We start from the raw sequence: 16557 nt of genomic DNA on the forward strand, positions 1-16557 counted from the left end.
GCCCCGAAGTTAAAGCCATTTTCGTCTTTTCTCTCCCCGTCCCACCCGGGAAAAGCTGAGACAGCACGATCCACGACCCTCCTTCGGGATGCCTACCTACCGGGGCCACAAGGCGCGGACGGGCCTTATTCGGTGTAACCCGTCAGCCACCAGTCGTCCCAGGCCCTGGACACGATGGCATCGGCCAGCTTCCGCCCGGCGTCCGTCTTCAGGCGCTCCAGAACCACGGCCAGCCACTTGTCCGCACCGGTATGCCCTGTGTCCATGAGTTGCCGCAGATCCAGGACAAAGGCAAGCTGATCCGCATCCTTGGCCAGTTTGGCCTCACGGGTCTCAGCGGCATTGAACTCGGCCACCAGCTCGGCGTACTCACCGCCAAAGGGAAGGCCTCTGGCCTGATCGGCCACGGCACGGGCCTCATCGGCCGAGCAGTATTTCTTCTGGACATAGTTCAGGTCCCCGGTGCGGGCCTCGGGAAGGTCATGGAGCAGACACATGGCCAGAAGCTTTCCGGCATCCACAGCCTCATCCATGCGGGACAGGGCAAAGGCGATGGTGGTGATCATAAAGGAGTGCTCGGCAATGCTCTCCTTGCCCCCCCCGAGAAAGTGGTAACCGGAGCGCGGGATCCGCTTCAACATCCCCGCTTCAAACAAAAAATCGGCAATCCGTTCCATATAACGATCCTCTCCCTGTACGGCCCGTTCCCCGGCAACCTGTCGGCATTTACTCCCACCGTCGGAGGACCATTTTTGAATACATTGACAAATCAGGATAATACAGGATATATCAGCAGTATGTACCCCCTGCGGCCCCGCACAAGACAATCCGGGCGGCAGCCGTTGCCACCCTATACAGGGGTTGTTCCGCCATCTCAACCCCCCATGAAAAAAAGAGGCATCAGATGGCGCCCATCCCTTGGGTTCACCTTATATTTCAGGCTCCGCCAGGGCCAAAAATACGTGAGCACTTTCCACTATTTTGTGTTGACACAAGGATGAAAAAACCGGACAGTAAAGAGTGACGCAGGGGCCTTATTTCAGACCGGATACGGTCTATACCAACTTACCTCAATCATCATACCGGAGCGATTATGGATATCAAGGCAAAACTCCGATACGCCGCCCTACTCTCACTGATTTTCATTCTCTCCTCCGGGGTATCGGGCCTGGCCGACACCACCACGCAGGTTTCCTCGGAAACAGGGGTGTACTACACGGTCAAAAAAGGGGACACCCTCTGGGGACTCTCTCAAAAATTCAGCGACAACCCGTACACCTGGCCCGACCTCTGGAGCAAAAACGGCCAGCTGTCCAATCCCCACCTGATCTACCCCGGCCAGAGAATCAAACTCGTCCATCGCAGCGACCTGGACAAACTGGGCACCGCCGATGAGGCCATGGACGCAGCCATTGAGGATGCAGGGGCCGTGGAATCCGGAGAAACCGCAATAAAAACGGAGCCTCGCACATATTACTACTCAAAAATAGAGCGGGTCGGCTTCATGCGACGGGAGCCTGTTACCCCCCACGGGTCTGTCTTTAAGCTCAAGGGCACCGACCAGCTGATGCTGGGGGAGGGCGACACCATCTACATCAAGGCCAGCGAGGAAACGCCTCTGGTCATCGGCGCACGCTACGTCACCTACCGCACCCTCACTCCGAGGCAGATCACGGCGCGGTTTCTGGACGTGGACCGGAAAAAGCTCAATCGTGTCCGCAAGGAGATCGGCACCCAGCATTACTTAAGCGGGGTGGTGGAGATCACGGGCGAACGAGGTGGTTTTTTCATCGGCCGCATCACCGACTCCTACCGGTCCATCAAGCTCAACGATAAAATCATGCCCTACAAAAAACGATCCCGCGAGATCCCCATCCTGGACGGCCTTGAATCCATGGAAGGGGAGATCATCACCGCCGAAGAGGGAGAAACCACCTTTGGCGAGGACATGGTTGGCTTCATCAACCGGGGCACCGCCGACGGCATCGCCAAGGGCCAAGTCTACACGGTGTTCTACTACGAGACCAAAAAGCCCACCGACGCCCTGAGCGACAAAGGGCTGCGTGTTCCCGTCAATATCGGCAAATTTATTGTCCTGGACGCCCAGGAGGAGACCGCCACCATCCTGGTCACCGACTCCATCCAGGGATTGAGCCCCGGAGACCATTTCGCCTTCTTGAAATAACCCCACCCGCACGAAAATGAAAAGGCGCCCCGACCATGGTCAGGGCGCCTTTTTTTATGGAGAAGAACGCATAACAAATCAGCTCGCCTTCGGCGGAGCCTGAAAAGAGTTGCTTAAAACTTTTTTAAACATTTGCCCCCCGGCAGGGCCGCCGGAGGCCTTTTTGTCGGTCACGGGATCAGTGGCTCTCCCAGGTCACACGCAGCAGCTCTTCCCAGGTGGTGTTGCCCGCCAGAAGCTGCCGGATCCCGCTCTCCCTTAAGCTCACCATCCCCTCCTTGGTTGCCTGCCTGCGAATGGCAGCCACATCCGCGTCCTGGGTGGTAAGACGACGGATCGTATCGGAGTAGGTAAGGATCTCAAAGATGGCCAGCCGCCCCAGATACCCCGTTCCCCGGCACTTGAGGCACCCCGTGCCCCGGGAGAGGGTGAGCATCCCCTCACGCCCCGAGTCCAGCCCAAGCCCTTTTAATTTTTCGCTGTCCATGTCGTAGGTCTCCACGCAATGGGGACAGACCCGTCTCACCAGGCGCTGGGACACCACCCCGGAGAGGGTGGCCTGGATGATGTAAGACGGAATGCCGATATCCAGAAGACGGGTGATGGCCGATGGGGCGTCGTTGGTGTGCAGGGTGGAGAGGACCAGGTGACCGGTCATGGATGCCTGGGCGGCGTTTTCCGCGGTTTCCAGGTCCCTCATCTCCCCGAGCATGATGATGTCCGGGTCCTGACGCAAAATATTCCTCAGGATGGTCCCGAACTTGATCCCCACCTGGGGCTGTACCGCGATCTGGTTGAACTCCTCGTGGACCATCTCAATGGGGTCCTCCACGGTGGTGATGTTAAGCTCCGGGCTCGCCCTTCGCCTTAAGGTGGAGTAGAGGGTGGTGGACTTTCCGCTGCCCGTGGGCCCGCACACCAGCACAATACCGTGGGGCCGGTTCACGAGGGCCTCGTACCGCCCCAGGTCTTCCCCGGTGAACCCGAGCTTTTCCAGGTCCTGGAACATGATGTCCGGGTGCAGGACTCGCATCACCACCTTCTCGCCAAAGGCCACGGGCACGGTGGAGACACGGATCTCCACCTCGGTGCCATCCTGGTCGGTCTTGATACGGCCGTCCTGGGGACGCCGTTTCTCCGCCATGTCCAGGCGGCTCATGGCCTTGATGCGCGTCACCAGGGCGCTGTGAATGGTCTTGGGCAGCTCGTAAACAGAGTGCAACGCCCCGTCGATGCGCATGCGGATGACGGTCACGTCCCGCTTGGGCTCAATGTGGATATCGCTGGCCCGCTGATCAAAGGCGTAGCTGAACAGGTGGTTCACCGCGTTGATGATGTGATGGTCCGAGGACTGAAGCTCTCCGTAAGAGCCCAGCTTGACGAACTGCTCGAGGTTCCCCAGGTCGATGCCGGTGCCGGCGTACTGGGACTTGGCCGCGGCAATGGAAGAACGGAACCCGAAAAACTCGTTGATGTAACGCTCGATGTCGGAACGACAGGCCATCACCGGGCGGATGCGCATCTGGCTCACCCGCTTGAGGTCATCCAGCACCTCGGTGTCAAAGGGATTGGACATGGCCACGGTGAGTTCCCCGTCCTTGATGGCCACGGGCAGCACCAGATGCTTCATGGCAAAATTCTTGGGGATGGTTTTGGTCACCGTCTCCATGTTGAGCTTCAAGGGGTTGATCTTCATGTAATCCATGGCCCAAGCCTCGGCAAGGGCCTGGTAGATGGCGTCCTCGTCCAGGGGCTCTCCGGGCCTGTCCGCCCGGTCCATGGACAGATGCCGCAAGACCTCGATGATACCGGCCTTGACGTCTCCCTTTCTCCGGGAGAGCTTTCTCTCCACGCTCTCCCGCATGGAGACCACATGCCTGGCCTGGTCCTGGGAGAGGTAGCCCCCCTGGACAAGATGGGTCAACACGGACTTCGGAGAAAATTTTTCTCGAGATATGGCATTCATGGCAGCGGGTTCTCCTTCGGTATCGGACAGGAAAAAAAAGAGGGGCGGACACACCGTGCGTCTATTCATCTCATCTATTCTATTCTTTTATGCGCACGGAAAGGCGAGACAGATACGGTATCTTGCTCTGTTTTTACCACATGGGCGGCCCAAGAACAACAAGGCACAGCGTCCGGGGCAGGGCCAACGCATGTAACCATTCAGTTGCCTTATAGGGTTGCCCTGACCCCGTTTTTGAATCGCGCCGGCAAATATGGTAGGTTACCGAGCGGGCCTGCCGAGGCCCACAACCAACCACCCCGAATCCTACTGACGAGGCGACACCATGACGACCACCCACATCATGATCAACGGCGTTCCGGGCAAGGTGGCCACCACCATCCTGGCCCACGCGATAGATGACGAGCGATTTACCGTTTTGCCCTACTCCTTCACCGGACCGGACACGGACAAAAGCATCCGGGTCAAGGAGACGGAGATCACCCTGGTTTCCCCGAACGAGCGCCAAGAAGCCCTTGCGGAGATCCGCAAACGCTGCGACTCCTTTATCACCGTGGACTACACCCACCCCAGCGCCGTGGACGCCAACGTCGCCTTCTACTGCGCCGAAGGCCTCCCCTTTGTCATGGGCACAACAGGCGGCAACCGGGAACAGATCCGCGAGGATGTGAACAACTCGACCATCCCGGCGGTCATCGCCCCCAACATGGCCAAACAGATCGTGGGTCTCCAGGCCATGATCGAGTACGGGGCCAAGAACTTTCCCGGCCTCTTCAAGGGTTTTCAGATGACCGTCAAGGAGAGCCACCAGAGCTGGAAGGCAGACACCAGCGGCACGGCCAAGGCCATCATCCGCCAGTTCAACCTCTTGGGCGTGGACTTCACCGAGGCAGACATCGACATGGTCCGCGAGCCCGAGGCCCAGAAAGCCATGGGCATTCCCGAAGAGCATATCGACGGCCACGGCTGGCACACCTATACCCTCTGTGCCCCGGACGGCAGCTCCGAATTCGGCATCACCCATAACATCAACGGCCGGGACATCTACGCCGAAGGCACCCTGGACGCCGTGGCCTTTCTGGAGAAAAAACGCCTTTCCGGCACCACGGGCTGCTTTTCCATGATCGACGTCCTGAAAAACAGCTAGTCCATGAAAGCACCCATTTTTGTGGACATGGATGATGTCATCGCCGAGACCACGCGTACCTACCCGGACCTGGTGAGACGGGAATTCGGCATTGAGGCCAGCTACGAAGAGATCGCCGATTTCGATCTCTCCAACTCCTTCGGCCTCACCCGTGCTCAGCTGGCGCACCTCTTCAAGGTGGTTCACACCCGAGAGGTGCTCATGGGCTTTCCCCCGGTCCCCGGGGCAAAAGAGACCCTGGCGGCCTGGCAGGCTCAAGGGTACCCCATCGCCGTGGTCACGGGGCGTCCCCCTGAAACCCGGGAGCTCTCCCTTGCCTGGCTGGAGAGGGAAAAGGTGCCCTTTGACAGCTTTGACATCTGCGACAAATACGGCCGCCACCACCCGCGCCAGGGTCCCTTCATCACCCTGGACGAGGTCAAACAAAGGGCCTACACCCTTGCCGTGGAGGACTCCCTGTCCATGGCCGCCTTTCTCAGCGGCCCCATGGAGGTCCCCACCTTTCTTTTTGATCGTCCCTGGAACCGCCGGGGCAAGGTTCACCCCGCCTGCACCCGCTGTACCTCCTGGGCGGAGATCGCAGCCGAAGCCGCCCTGGTTTTTGCTCCCTGACGGCAGCCGGACAGCCCCAATAAAAAAACCCCGTTTTGCATCCAAGGAGGTCCCTTTGCAAAAACGGGGTTTTTGTGTTTTACGGCCGGCCCTCTTCTTCGAGTGGACGGACAGGTGAATCAGACCCGCCGTAAAACGCGTTGGGGGCGGCAAGGGGTCTCCCCCGCCGCCTCAAGGCGCGTCGGTCTATCTGTGCATCAGTGGTCGCAGATATGGTTTTCGTCGTGACCGCAGGCGTTCTCACCGGTCTCCAGGGTCTTGGCGAGCCAGGCTTTGACGAGAACTTCGGGGTCTTCCACGGGGGCACCGGTGACCACTTCGATGTTGCTGGCGTTGAGGAGCTGCTGGGCCCTGCCGCCCATGCCACCGGCGATGACGTGGGTCACGCCGTGATCCGCCAGCCACTTGGGAAGCACACCGGGCTCGTGGGGCGGGGGAACAAGCTTTTCAGTTTCCTTGATCTCCCCGTCGGCTACGTTGACGAAGGCAAATTCCTGGCAATGTCCGAAATGTGCTGTAAGCTGGCCCATGGCCAGTGGAATGGCGATTTTCATTTTTTTCTCCTTCATGGGTATACAAAAGCGGCGGCAGGCAAAGCCACCTTGAATGCAAAGTTGTCAAAGGGACTAAATCCAGTGTCCTTCCACGTTGGCTTCGGCGGAGGCCTGAAGCTCTCCGGCCTTGAGCTGCTCAACGGCCTGGCGGGCGGAGCCCTTGGCTCCGGTGTAGATGTTGATGCCCGCACCCGTAAGCACGCGGAAGGCCTTGGGGCCGCAATTGCCCGTGATAATGGCCGTGCAGCCCGTCTCAACGATGGTCTTTCCGGCCTGGATGCCTGCACCCTGGGCTGCGTTCAGGTTCTGGGTATTTTCCACCACGCTCCAGGCCATGGTCTCGGTGTCCACCACGAGAAAACAGGCGGCGCGGCCGAACCGGGGGTCCATGGGGGCGTCGAAATCCGGCGCTGTAGCTGTCACTGCGATCTTCATTGGGGTTCTCCTTGGGTTACAGAGCCATCTTCAGTGGCCCGCGTTTGTCATCCAGAAAATTAACGACCTGCTGCCACACACCGCGAATCGCCGTGGCCGCAGGACCGTCGGAACAGGTCACCAGGGGCTTGCCCTGCACCATGGACGCGGTTACCGCCTCGTCCACGGGAATGTCGCCTAAATGATGCATGCCCTTTTCTTTTGCCACCTCCCGGATCCGCTCCGCCATCATGGGGTGGAGGTCCCACCGGTTGATGGTGATCATGGCCGGGACCTTGAGAAAGGCGGTGAGCTCGGCCACACGTTCCAGGTCGTGGAGACCCGAGACCGTGGGTTCGGTCACCACCACCACGGCATCGCAGCCGGTGGTGGCGGCAATCACCGGACAGCCGATGCCCGGAGGGCCGTCTACCAGGATCAGGTTGGCCGAGGTCTCCTCCACCTTCTTACGTGCCTCGCGGCGCAGCAGGGAGACAAGGAGACCGGAGTTCTCTTCGGCAATGCCCAGGCGGGCGTGGACCAGGGGACCGTTCTCCGTGCTGGAGTTGAACCAGGTGCCGCACACGCGGGGCTCCATGGTGATGGCCCCTTCCGGGCAGAAGTGGGCACACACCCCGCAGCCTTCACAGGCGATGCGGTTGAGGCGGGGCCCCTTTTCAATGGCCCCGTATCGGCACCGGGCTTCGCACTCACCGCAGTGAGTGCAGGCCTGGATATCGATCTTCGGCAGGTTGCCCCCTTGAAAGGGGTGCTCTTCCTCCACGGCGTGGGGGGTAATCATGTACAGGTTCGCGGCGTCCACGTCTGCGTCCACCAGCACCCTGTTGGTTGCAAGGGCCGCAAAGGACGCGGTGACCGTGGTTTTTCCGGTGCCGCCCTTGCCGCTTAAGATGGTGATCTCTTTCATCGTGTCCCCCCTTCCGTGGCTTTGCGGATCTTGTTCACCATGCCTTCAAAGGCCTCGGCCATCTCCGGCATCGCCTCCACCAGGAGGCGTCCCCTGGCGTAGTACTCCGCGACCTTCCGGCTGTAGGGGATGGACATCAGGATCTCGATGCCCTCTTCCTCCGCGTACCGGACCACCCGGTCGTCCCCGGCGTCGGCACGGTTAATGACGATGCCGAAGGGAATACCCAGGACCCGAACCGCCTCCACGGCGAGTTTCAGGTCGTTGAGTCCGAAAGGCGTGGGCTCGGTGACCAACACCACGTAATGGGTCCCGCCCATGGCGGCGATCACCGGGCAGGAGGTCCCCGGAGGGGCATCCACGATAACCAGTTCCTTGCCCTCGGCTGCCTCCTTCACCCTGTCGATGAGGGGGGGGCTCATGGCTTCGCCGACCTTCAGGCGCCCTGTAATCAGTTCAATGCCTTTGTACCGGCCCCGCTCCAGCTCACCGAGCTCGCGGGTGCCTTCGGAAAGGGCCCCGGAGGGGCACACCATCACGCACCCGCCACAGCTGTGGCACATGCGGGGAAAGGTATAGAGTTCGCCTGCCACCAGGGTGATGGCAGAGAACTGGCACAACTCACTGCACGCGCCACACTGGACGCACACATCCTCGTCCACCACCGGGACCATGGTGGTGACAGGTGTCGTTATGACCGACTCGGGATTCAAAAACAGATGGACATTGGGTTCTTCCACGTCGCAGTCAAGAAGGGTGGCCCCTTCTCCGACGGCCACGGCGAGGTTGGTGGCCACGGTGGTTTTCCCCGTGCCCCCTTTGCCGCTTGCTACCGTGATCATCATGGCGTTCACTACCCCGTGTTACGGGTTTATCTTAACCGTCGGATCCCCGAAACGGGATGTCTGTGAAATTCCTTTTGATGAGCACCGATACCGGATGTGGGGGCCGGATCGGTCGGTATCAAAAAAAGCTTGCGCACGGCATCATTCGGACTCGGGAAACCCGGCTTCTTCTTTCCAGACCCTGTGGAACTTCACGCTCTCGCACGAGGGGCACCCGTCCGGGCGCCCGGTTCCATAAGGTTCCTGCCACCTTTTGCCGCAACCGCTGCAGACAAACAGGCGCAACTCCTCCGTGATCCGATAGTTGCCGCCCTCCACGCGCAGGGCCTTGGCGTGAACCAGGGCATCGGCCACCTTGCGCCGTGCTTCTCGCACAATGCGCCCCAGGGTGGCCCGGGACACGTTCATGCGACGTCCCGCTTCTTCGTGGGAGAGCTGTTCCAGATCACAGAGCCTGAGGGACTCCAGTTCGTCCACGGTGAGCAGGGTCTCCTCAAGCTGCCGAAGGGGAATGCCCCCCGGTTTGAAGTAGCTGAGGCTGGAGGGAACTCCCACCACCCGTTCTTTTTTTGGACGTACCATGACTCCTCCTTGGTTATGAGCATATGCTCATAAGTTGTTATTTAGACCAGGCCGCAGGACCTGTCAATGTTTTTTTCACCCCATGAAAATAAGGCCGCCACAGGTCGGAACATCGCGTAAACAAGAGACAAAAAGGGGAAGCCTCCACACGCGCCTTTCCTTTCCCCATGCCACAGAAAGCCCTTCTTGAGAAGCGTCCGGTACCCCTTGCCTGTTTTCAAGAAGACGGGGTGTGTGCTACACTTTGAGGTATGGATGAGACATACAGACAAATTCGACAACGGGCGCGGGAGCTGGTCAAGGACCTCCCGGAACCCGCCTTTTATAAAGAGGAAGCCGATGCCCTTGAAAGGTCGCACCGGCTTTTTGATCGAAACGAAACGCTCAAGGGGCTCATCTCCCACCTGGAAGCCGAACTGGATGAGGACTTTGGCCACGGGCTCTTCCACGCCCAAAAGGTGGCCATTGAAGCCGGCGCCATCGTGCTGGTGGAGCGCTGCTCCCGGGAAAAAAAGTGTGACGCAGACGCCCCTTCCATGACGCGCCTCATGTTCAAGGCCCACTGCGCCGGCCTGCTCCACGACACCATGCGAAAACATAAGGACCACGCGGAAAAAGGCGCGGCATACGCGGAACGCGTTTTGACCGAACTGGGGTTTCCCACCCACGAGATCCACGAGATTGCCTTTGCCATCGCCTGCCACGAAGCCTTCAAAACCCATGACGGCACCTGCCCGGCAAGCCCGGACGCCCAGCTTTTGGCTGACGCCCTCTACGATGCCGACAAATTCCGCTGGGGACCCGACAACTTCGCCCACACCGTCTGGGACATGGTCTCCTACGCACGAATCCCCCTACCCCTCTTTATGAGCCACTACCCCAGGGCCCTGGAAGGAATCGCCCGCATCAAGAAGACCTTCCGATCCCAGACCGGAAAGCTCTACGGGCCAGGCTTCATCGACATCGGCCTGGAGGTGGGCAAAAAGCTCCACACCATCATCCAGACCGAATTCGCCCCCAACCTCAGCCATTGCACCACGCCCAACCCCACATCCCCTTAACCAGCTTGTTACTGGTCATCCAAAGAAGCCTCCGGCGGCCCTGCCGGGGGACAAACTTTTGCCAAACTATATGATCTGGGTTTGACAAACAGGTCTTGACAACTTTTCTATGAATTCCGGCGATTCTGACTGCTCTAACCTTTCTTACCGGAAAGTTTTTTGCGGAGCTTTTTTTCAAAAAAGTGACCCGCCGGAGGCACGCTTTTTAGTATCGCTTCCATTATAAAACGGCTGTTCTTATTTAAAAATATGGATAGCTGCATATTGACAACAGCAACAGAGGAGAGGCAACGGCGGGGCATGTTTAAACGCCCCTTCCCTTCTTGCCAAAGGGAAAAAAGGAAAGGGGCGTGGGAATTGCATGGGCTTTCGCGGCTTGCCCCGGCAGGGCCGAAGGCAAGGGGAAACGTTCTTACAGCTGGTCGATAATGGTATTGAACGTGGGGCTCGGCCGCATGAACTGTGTGGTCTTTGTGACGTCGGGGCGGTAGTAGCCGCCCAGGTCAACGGGGCTTCCCTGGGCGCTGATCAGCTCGTCGGTGATCACGGCTTCGGCGGCTGCCAGCTTGTCTGCCATGGCGGAAAAGCGGGTGGCAAGGTCCGCATCGGCGGTCTGCTCGGCCAGGGCTTGTGCCCAGTAAAGTGCAAGGTAAAAGTGGCTTCCCCGGGTATCCATCTCGCCTACTTTTCGGGAAGGGGACTTTTCGTTTTCCAGAAAGCGGCCGATGGCCTTGTCCAGGGTCTCTGCAAAGATGGTGGCCTTTGCATCCTTGTGGGTTGCGGCGATGTGCTCGAAGGAGGGCACCAGGGCGCAGAACTCGCCCAGGGAATCCCAACGGAGGTGGCCTTCCTTCAGCACCTGCTCCACGTGCTTGGGTGCAGAGCCCCCGGCCCCTGTTTCAAACAGGCCGCCACCCTTCATCAACGGCACGATGGAGAGCATCTTGGCACTGGTGCCGAGCTCCAGGATGGGAAACAGGTCCGTGAGGTAGTCACGCAGGACGTTTCCGGTGACGGAGATGGTGTCTTCACCTCGCCTGATCCTCTCAAGGGAGTATGCCATGGCCGAAACCGGATCCATGATCCTGATATCCAGCCCGTCGGTGTCGTGACCTTTCAGGTAGGCGTTGACCTTGCCCATGAGCTGTGCGTCATGGGCCCTGTCTTCGTCAAGCCAGAACACGGCGGGTGTCTGGGTGACGCGGGCACGGGTCACAGCCAGCTTCACCCAGTCCCTGATGGGTGCATCCTTGGTCTGACACGACCGAAAGATATCCCCTTGTTCCACGGATTGCTCCATGAGGGTCTTTCCGGCGTCGTCGATGACGCGAATCACCCCGCTTCCCGGGGCCTCGAAGGTCTTGTCGTGGGAGCCGTACTCCTCGGCTTTCTGGGCCATGAGGCCCACATTGGAGACGCTGCCCATGGTGGCGGGATCAAAGGCACCGTTCTTCAGGCAATCCTCAATGACTTCCTGGTACATGGTGGCGTAACAGCGGTCCGGCACCATGGCGAGGGTGTCGTGGAGCTTGTCGTCGGCGCCCCACATCCTGCCGCCGTCGCGGACGACCACGGGAATGGAGGCATCCACAATGATGTTGTTGGGAACATGCAGGTTGGTGATGCCCTTGCTTGAGTCCACCATGGCAAGCTGGCAGGAAGCCTCGTACACGGCCATGATATCGGCTTCGATTTCAGAGCGTTTCTCTTCGGGGAGGTCCTGGATTTTTGCGTAGAGGTCGCCCAGGCCGTTGTTGACGTTGATGCCCAGGGGAGAAAGGGTTTCACCGTGCTTGTCGAACACCTCCTTGTAAAAAACGGAGACGCAGTGGCCGAACATGACGGGGTCGGACACCTTCATCATGGTGGCCTTGAGGTGCAGGGAGAGCAGCACATCGTCCTTGGCGGCAAGGGCGATCTGCTCGGCGTAGAACTCACGCAGGGCGCGGACATTCATCACTGCGGAATCCATGACTTCACCGTCAAGCAGGGGGGTCTCCCCCTTCAACACAGACACCGTGCCTTCGGGGTCCACATACTCGATGCGCACGGAACACGCCTTGTCCACCACAACGGATTTTTCGCTGGCGTAAAAATCCCCGTCTTCCATATGGGCGATGCGGGCCTTGGAGTGATCCGGCCAGGCTTTCATGAGCCTGTGGGGTTTCTTCTTCCCGAAGGCCTTCACCGAGGCTGCGGCCCTTCTGTCGGAGTTTCCTTCCCGGAGCACAGGGTTCACGGCGCTGCCGAGGACCTTGGCATAACGTGCGTGCAGCTCTTTTTCCGCATCGGTCCGGGGCTCTTCCGGGTAATCCGGAACGTCAAAGCCCTTGCCCTGAAGCTCCTTGACGGCCGCTTTGAGCTGGGGGATGGAGGCGCTGATGTTGGGCAGCTTGATGATGTTGGTGGCAGGCTCCTTGACAAGGGCCCCGAGCTCTTCCAGATGATCGGCGACCTTCTGGTCTTCGCTTAGGTTTTCCGGAAAATTCGCAAGGATTCGCCCTGCAAGGGAGATGTCCTTTTTCTCGAAACAGATACCTGAACCCTTGGTAAAGGACTCAAGTATGGGCAATAGGGAATGGGTTGCCAGCGCGGGAGCCTCATCTATAGCGGTGTAAATGATACGTTTGTCTGTCATAGTGTCCTCATGTCAATTCAGGTAAACCACCAGCTGTGGCAGTGGACTCTCACAGGGCCTGGCCTTCGCGCCAAACGGATCCGACATAAAAAGAGACGATTTCCCCTTCTTCCAGGGATCGAATCGCTGCTGTCTCTCCATGAATTATCGTCGTTTTTTCTTTAGCGATGGCCGGTATGGGCTCCGGGAGCCTATGGCATAAAAGCTGCCGTCACATCATGCATCAACAAAAACAGTCTTTTTCTACTACCTTAAGCGCCGCATCAAAGCAAGACCTGCCTGCCAAATCAAAACCGGGACCAAAAACCGGGACAGGCTCTTTATGTTGGACAAACCATGCATCCTGTGTCACACTCTTACAAACCGATATCTCATCGCAATCATGAATAATATCTGTCATACAAAGCCAATCCCACAATCAGATTCTGCAAGACCGAGAAGGAGGGTTCCATGCCGCGCGTTCCCCGTATGGTCGTTACAGATTCAGGACAAAAAACCGCTTACCATGTAATCAGCCGGACCGCACTGGACGGACTACCGTTTGGTAAGGTTGAAAAAGACGAGCTTGTGCGAATCATTCAAAAGTATTCCACAATTTACTGTGTCGAGGTCTTGGGATTTGCCGTCATGGGAAACCATTTTCACCTGCTCATTGAGGTGCACCCCGATGACATGGTCTCCGACGACGACGTGCGAACACGATTCCGCCTTCTTTATGGGGATAATACGGCATTCCCCGAGGCTCGCATCAAAGAGTACCGGGAGAGATTTTGCAGCCTGTCCGCCTACGTCAAGGACATCAAGCAGCGATTCTCCTGTTTTTATAACAAGCGGAAAAACCGAAAAGGCACCCTGTGGGGCGAACGATTCAAAAGCGTCATCGTCGAGCAGGGAAACACGTTGATCCACTGTCTCGCATATATTGATTTGAATGCGGTTAGGGCCGGAATCGTGAAGCGGCCGGAAGATTACCGCTGGTGCTCCATCGGGTATCATGTCCAAACCGACAACAGATACGGATTTCTCTCATCGAATTTTGGAATGCCTGACGCCACTATGGAGGCTGCCGAGACGCAGCTCAAGACTTACAGGGAGTACCTGTATCATTTGGGAGCCATTGAGAAGAGAGGAAAGGCCAGCATACCCAAACCCATTCTGGATGAAGAGGCCGCCCAGGGATTCGATATCAATCGAACAAAAAGATTCCGCTACCGGACCCGCTACTTTACGGATTCCGGAATCATCGGGTCCCGAGCCTTTGTTGAAAGGCATTACGAAACATTCAGAGACCACTTTCAGGCATCACAGGATAAAATCCCGAAGCGTGTCCGGGGGATCGAAGGAATGTACTCACTGAAGCGGCTGACCGAAGCCTGATCCCGAATGCCGGTCTAATAAAAATCGACGCCCATGGCCTTGGCAAAACCCGATCCATAAAGGGAGCACCCCAAAACCCGGGGTGAAATGCGCCTTGGCTTCCCCCTTCCGCATCCTCTCATCCCGACTCAGCACGTCCAGCTGACCATCAGATCGCTATCATCCATAAAAAAGCATGACCCATTGCGAGTATGAATAAAAACAGGACACCCTTCTTCGTCGGTTCCAGGCGTGCTTCAGCATTAATAACCTGTCCCCTTAAAATTACCGCATAAAGAGCCTGTCCCTTTACGAAGATAACGAACTATCTGTTCACACATAGGCCTCAGGCCTAAAAGTCCATGGGCACGGCAAGCTCTTCCAAGGCGTCCCAGTCAGAAATGGTGATCACCCCCCGGTTCAGCTGGATGATGCCCTCTTCGCGGAGTTTCTTGAGTTCGCGGTTGACGCTTTCGCGGGTGGCGCCCACCATCTCCCCCAGCTCTTTCTGGGTGAAGGTCAGATCGATCTCAACGGGCTTGTCCCGACCGTCGGAGACCTTTTCGGCCAGCTCCAGAAGGCACTTGGCCAGGCGGGTGGAGATGCTGAAGAAGCAAAGGCCTTCCAGGAGGTCGTCGGTTTTCCGGATCATGGAAGAAAGATCGCACAGGATGGTACGCAGGGCGTGCTCGTCCTCCTGAAGGATGTGGATAAAGGCGTCGCGCTCCAGGACCAGAAGGCGACTGGCGGTCATGGCCACGGCATCGGCGCTTCGGCTCTGGCCGTCGAACATGGACATGGTCCCGAAAAAGGAGGGTTCCCTCAGCACCGTCAGGATGATCTCCTCCCCCACGCTGGAGGGCAGGACAATCTTAACGGCCCCTTCTTCGATGATGTACATCTCGTTGCCTTCGTCCCCTTTGCGGAAAAGGGCCTCGCCCTGCTTGAGGGTCACGGGTTTGACGGCCCTTGCGATGCGATCAAGGCTGGCGGTGTCCAGGGAACGAAACAGGGGAATGGTCCGCAGCAGGTCGTGTGTGAGATCCATGGCATCCTCTTGTGTCAATGGTCGTGGGTCCCCGGCGTCAGCCCGCCCTCCGGGGTCCGTGAAAAAAGGCCGCCCCCTATCTGCGAAGGGACGACAAAATGGGGGTGTTCATCACCAGGGCCGAATAGTCGTCGGTTTTGTCGATATCCAGGGAGAACCCGGCCTTATCGATCTCGAAGTAACTGGAGATCACCTTGAGAAGGTCCTCGCGCAGGTTGCTCAGGACCTCGTCGGAGACCTCCAGGCTGTCGCACACCAGGGCGAGCTTCAGGCGCTTTCTGGCCACCTCGCTGCTTCGGGGCTCCTCTTTTGAGCCCATCATCTTCTGCAACAGGTTGTTCAGCATCATCTCCTCCTTACCTTGCCAGACCCATTTTCCGGCCGAGGCGTTTAAAGAATCCACTGTCGGTTCGAGGCACCTCGATGGGCAGGTCGGTCTGTCCGGCAAGGCGAGCGGCAATGCGCTCAAAGGCACGCCCGGCCTTGGAGTCCTTCTGCATCACCAGGGGCACCCCGGTGTTGGTGGAGACAATGACCTGTTCGTCCATCTCCACAAGGCCGATGAGCTCCACGGAAAGCACGTCCACCACGTCCTCGTGGCTGAGCATGTCGCCGCGTTCCACCATCTGGGGCACGATGCGGTTCACCACCAGCTTGGGAGCGATCTCCTTGGCCAGGAGCAAACCGATAATGCGGTCGGCGTCCCGGATGGAAGAGACCTCGGGCATGCAGACCACCACGGCGTCGTCGGCTGCGGCCACGGCGTTCTCAAAGCCCTGCTCGATGCCCGCCGGGCAATCGATGAGGATGTAGTCGTAGTCGTTTCGAATCTCCTCGATGAAGGAGGTCACCTCATCCGGCCCCATGGTGTTTTTGTTGTCGCTCTGGGAGGCGGGAATGAGAAACAAATTGTCGATGCGCCTGTCCTTAATGGCCACCTGGGAGGGTTTGCACCGCTGCTTGACGGCATCCACGACGTTGAAGACGATACGGTTTTCAAGCCCCATCACCACGTCCAGGTTCCGCAGTCCGATATCCATGTCCACCACGGCCGTCTTCTTGCCCGCAAGGGCCAGGGCCGCTCCGATGGAAGCCGTTGCCGTGGTCTTGCCCACACCGCCTTTGCCCGATGTGATGACGATTACTCTGCCTTTCACGTATCCAACTCTCCTGTGCGTGCGTTGTTGTTCGTTTACGATGATGCGCAGCCTCAAAAAGGCA

At 58.4% G+C, this 16557-nt stretch carries 17 protein-coding genes; 5 read left to right on the forward strand and 12 right to left on the reverse strand.

The window, feature by feature from the left end:
* Nucleotides 1-125: 125 nt before the first annotated feature.
* Complete coding sequence (locus tag ACOYW0_RS06615) at nt 126-677, reverse strand: HD domain-containing protein (protein ID WP_482417753.1); 552 nt, start codon at nt 675-677, stop codon at nt 126-128.
* Between the two features lie 416 nt (nt 678-1093).
* Between ACOYW0_RS06615 and ACOYW0_RS06620 the strand changes: the two genes are divergently transcribed.
* On the forward strand, nt 1094-2185 hold the full coding sequence (locus tag ACOYW0_RS06620; protein ID WP_482417754.1) for a LysM peptidoglycan-binding domain-containing protein: 1092 nt from the start codon (nt 1094-1096) through the stop codon (nt 2183-2185).
* Between the two features lie 178 nt (nt 2186-2363).
* Here the strand turns inward: ACOYW0_RS06620 and ACOYW0_RS06625 are convergent, their stop codons facing one another.
* Nucleotides 2364-4151, reverse strand: a complete 1788-nt coding sequence (locus ACOYW0_RS06625; protein ID WP_482417755.1) for a GspE/PulE family protein — start codon at nt 4149-4151, stop codon at nt 2364-2366.
* Nucleotides 4152-4476: 325 nt separating this feature from the next.
* Between ACOYW0_RS06625 and ACOYW0_RS06630 the strand changes: the two genes are divergently transcribed.
* The gene (locus ACOYW0_RS06630; protein WP_482417756.1) at nt 4477-5298 is read left to right on the forward strand and encodes a dihydrodipicolinate reductase C-terminal domain-containing protein; all 822 of its coding nucleotides are present in this window, start codon (nt 4477-4479) and stop codon (nt 5296-5298) included.
* Between the two features lie 3 nt (nt 5299-5301).
* Nucleotides 5302-5910, forward strand: a complete 609-nt coding sequence (locus ACOYW0_RS06635; protein WP_482417757.1) for a 5' nucleotidase, NT5C type — start codon at nt 5302-5304, stop codon at nt 5908-5910.
* A 197-nt stretch (nt 5911-6107) separates the two neighbouring features.
* Here ACOYW0_RS06635 and ACOYW0_RS06640 read toward each other — a convergent pair whose 3' ends face one another.
* The 5 genes from ACOYW0_RS06640 to ACOYW0_RS06660 all read right to left on the reverse strand — a co-directional run bounded on the left by ACOYW0_RS06640 (nt 6108) and on the right by ACOYW0_RS06660 (nt 9233).
* Entirely contained in the window at nt 6108-6464 is a 357-nt protein-coding gene (locus ACOYW0_RS06640) for a NifB/NifX family molybdenum-iron cluster-binding protein (protein WP_482417758.1), read from the reverse strand.
* Nucleotides 6465-6536: 72 nt separating this feature from the next.
* Nucleotides 6537-6899, reverse strand: coding sequence for a NifB/NifX family molybdenum-iron cluster-binding protein (locus tag ACOYW0_RS06645; RefSeq protein WP_180139531.1), 363 nt, complete (start codon nt 6897-6899; stop codon nt 6537-6539).
* A gap of 16 nt (nt 6900-6915) precedes the next feature.
* Entirely contained in the window at nt 6916-7806 is an 891-nt protein-coding gene (locus tag ACOYW0_RS06650; RefSeq protein WP_482417759.1) for an ATP-binding protein, read from the reverse strand.
* Nucleotides 7803-8651 (reverse strand): ATP-binding protein, encoded by an 849-nt coding sequence (locus ACOYW0_RS06655; protein ID WP_180139525.1) that lies wholly within the window; start codon nt 8649-8651, stop codon nt 7803-7805. Before ACOYW0_RS06655 ends, ACOYW0_RS06650 begins: the two co-directional genes overlap by 4 nt.
* Nucleotides 8652-8792: 141 nt before the next feature.
* Nucleotides 8793-9233, reverse strand: a complete 441-nt coding sequence (locus ACOYW0_RS06660; protein ID WP_180139522.1) for a DUF134 domain-containing protein — start codon at nt 9231-9233, stop codon at nt 8793-8795.
* 251 nt (nt 9234-9484) lie between these two features.
* Here ACOYW0_RS06660 and ACOYW0_RS06665 point away from each other — a divergent pair, with 251 nt between their 5' ends.
* Nucleotides 9485-10294: an HD domain-containing protein gene (locus ACOYW0_RS06665; RefSeq protein ID WP_482417760.1), complete on the forward strand. Its 810-nt coding sequence runs from the start codon at nt 9485-9487 to the stop codon at nt 10292-10294.
* A 412-nt stretch (nt 10295-10706) separates the two neighbouring features.
* Here the strand turns inward: ACOYW0_RS06665 and ACOYW0_RS06670 are convergent, their stop codons facing one another.
* A complete protein-coding gene (locus ACOYW0_RS06670) occupies nt 10707-12932 on the reverse strand; it encodes an NADP-dependent isocitrate dehydrogenase (protein ID WP_482417761.1) in 2226 nt (741 codons plus the stop codon).
* 223 nt (nt 12933-13155) lie between these two features.
* Nucleotides 13156-13332, reverse strand: a complete 177-nt coding sequence (locus ACOYW0_RS06675) for a hypothetical protein (protein WP_482417762.1) — start codon at nt 13330-13332, stop codon at nt 13156-13158.
* A 68-nt stretch (nt 13333-13400) separates the two neighbouring features.
* On the opposite strand from ACOYW0_RS06675, the gene ACOYW0_RS06680 reads away from it, so the two are divergent.
* Nucleotides 13401-14309 carry a transposase gene (locus tag ACOYW0_RS06680; protein ID WP_482418821.1) on the forward strand — a complete coding sequence of 303 codons (909 nt, stop codon included), beginning with the start codon at nt 13401-13403 and terminating at the stop codon, nt 14307-14309.
* 331 nt (nt 14310-14640) lie between these two features.
* On the opposite strand, the gene ACOYW0_RS06685 is transcribed toward ACOYW0_RS06680, so the two are convergent.
* The 3 genes from ACOYW0_RS06685 to minD all read right to left on the reverse strand — a co-directional run bounded on the left by ACOYW0_RS06685 (nt 14641) and on the right by minD (nt 16493).
* A complete protein-coding gene (locus tag ACOYW0_RS06685; protein WP_180139509.1) occupies nt 14641-15336 on the reverse strand; it encodes a Crp/Fnr family transcriptional regulator in 696 nt (231 codons plus the stop codon).
* Between the two features lie 76 nt (nt 15337-15412).
* Nucleotides 15413-15685: a cell division topological specificity factor MinE gene (minE, locus tag ACOYW0_RS06690; RefSeq protein ID WP_482417763.1), complete on the reverse strand. Its 273-nt coding sequence runs from the start codon at nt 15683-15685 to the stop codon at nt 15413-15415.
* Between the two features lie 7 nt (nt 15686-15692).
* Entirely contained in the window at nt 15693-16493 is an 801-nt protein-coding gene (gene minD, locus ACOYW0_RS06695) for a septum site-determining protein MinD (RefSeq protein WP_482417764.1), read from the reverse strand.
* Nucleotides 16494-16557 lie beyond the last annotated feature (64 nt).

The organism is Desulfoluna sp. HI9BLuna (assembly GCF_056829775.1).

What these genes read in the sequence shown, in the direction of transcription:
- ACOYW0_RS06685 (WP_180139509.1), bottom strand. Translation starts at nt 15,336, where the DNA reads ATGGATCTCACACACGACCTGCTGCGGACCATTCCCCTGTTTCGTTCC.
- ACOYW0_RS06620 (WP_482417754.1), top strand. Translation starts at nt 1,094, where the DNA reads ATGGATATCAAGGCAAAACTCCGATACGCCGCCCTACTCTCACTGATT.
- ACOYW0_RS06630 (WP_482417756.1), top strand. Translation starts at nt 4,477, where the DNA reads ATGACGACCACCCACATCATGATCAACGGCGTTCCGGGCAAGGTGGCC.
- ACOYW0_RS06645 (WP_180139531.1), bottom strand. Translation starts at nt 6,899, where the DNA reads ATGAAGATCGCAGTGACAGCTACAGCGCCGGATTTCGACGCCCCCATG.
- ACOYW0_RS06675 (WP_482417762.1), bottom strand. Translation starts at nt 13,332, where the DNA reads ATGACAGATATTATTCATGATTGCGATGAGATATCGGTTTGTAAGAGT.
- minE (WP_482417763.1), bottom strand. Translation starts at nt 15,685, where the DNA reads ATGATGCTGAACAACCTGTTGCAGAAGATGATGGGCTCAAAAGAGGAG.
- ACOYW0_RS06635 (WP_482417757.1), top strand. Translation starts at nt 5,302, where the DNA reads ATGAAAGCACCCATTTTTGTGGACATGGATGATGTCATCGCCGAGACC.
- ACOYW0_RS06650 (WP_482417759.1), bottom strand. Translation starts at nt 7,806, where the DNA reads ATGAAAGAGATCACCATCTTAAGCGGCAAGGGCGGCACCGGAAAAACC.
- ACOYW0_RS06655 (WP_180139525.1), bottom strand. Translation starts at nt 8,651, where the DNA reads ATGATGATCACGGTAGCAAGCGGCAAAGGGGGCACGGGGAAAACCACC.
- ACOYW0_RS06625 (WP_482417755.1), bottom strand. Translation starts at nt 4,151, where the DNA reads ATGAATGCCATATCTCGAGAAAAATTTTCTCCGAAGTCCGTGTTGACC.
- ACOYW0_RS06680 (WP_482418821.1), top strand. Translation starts at nt 13,401, where the DNA reads ATGGTCGTTACAGATTCAGGACAAAAAACCGCTTACCATGTAATCAGC.
- ACOYW0_RS06660 (WP_180139522.1), bottom strand. Translation starts at nt 9,233, where the DNA reads ATGGTACGTCCAAAAAAAGAACGGGTGGTGGGAGTTCCCTCCAGCCTC.
- ACOYW0_RS06640 (WP_482417758.1), bottom strand. Translation starts at nt 6,464, where the DNA reads ATGAAAATCGCCATTCCACTGGCCATGGGCCAGCTTACAGCACATTTC.
- ACOYW0_RS06670 (WP_482417761.1), bottom strand. Translation starts at nt 12,932, where the DNA reads ATGACAGACAAACGTATCATTTACACCGCTATAGATGAGGCTCCCGCG.
- ACOYW0_RS06615 (WP_482417753.1), bottom strand. Translation starts at nt 677, where the DNA reads ATGGAACGGATTGCCGATTTTTTGTTTGAAGCGGGGATGTTGAAGCGG.
- ACOYW0_RS06665 (WP_482417760.1), top strand. Translation starts at nt 9,485, where the DNA reads ATGGATGAGACATACAGACAAATTCGACAACGGGCGCGGGAGCTGGTC.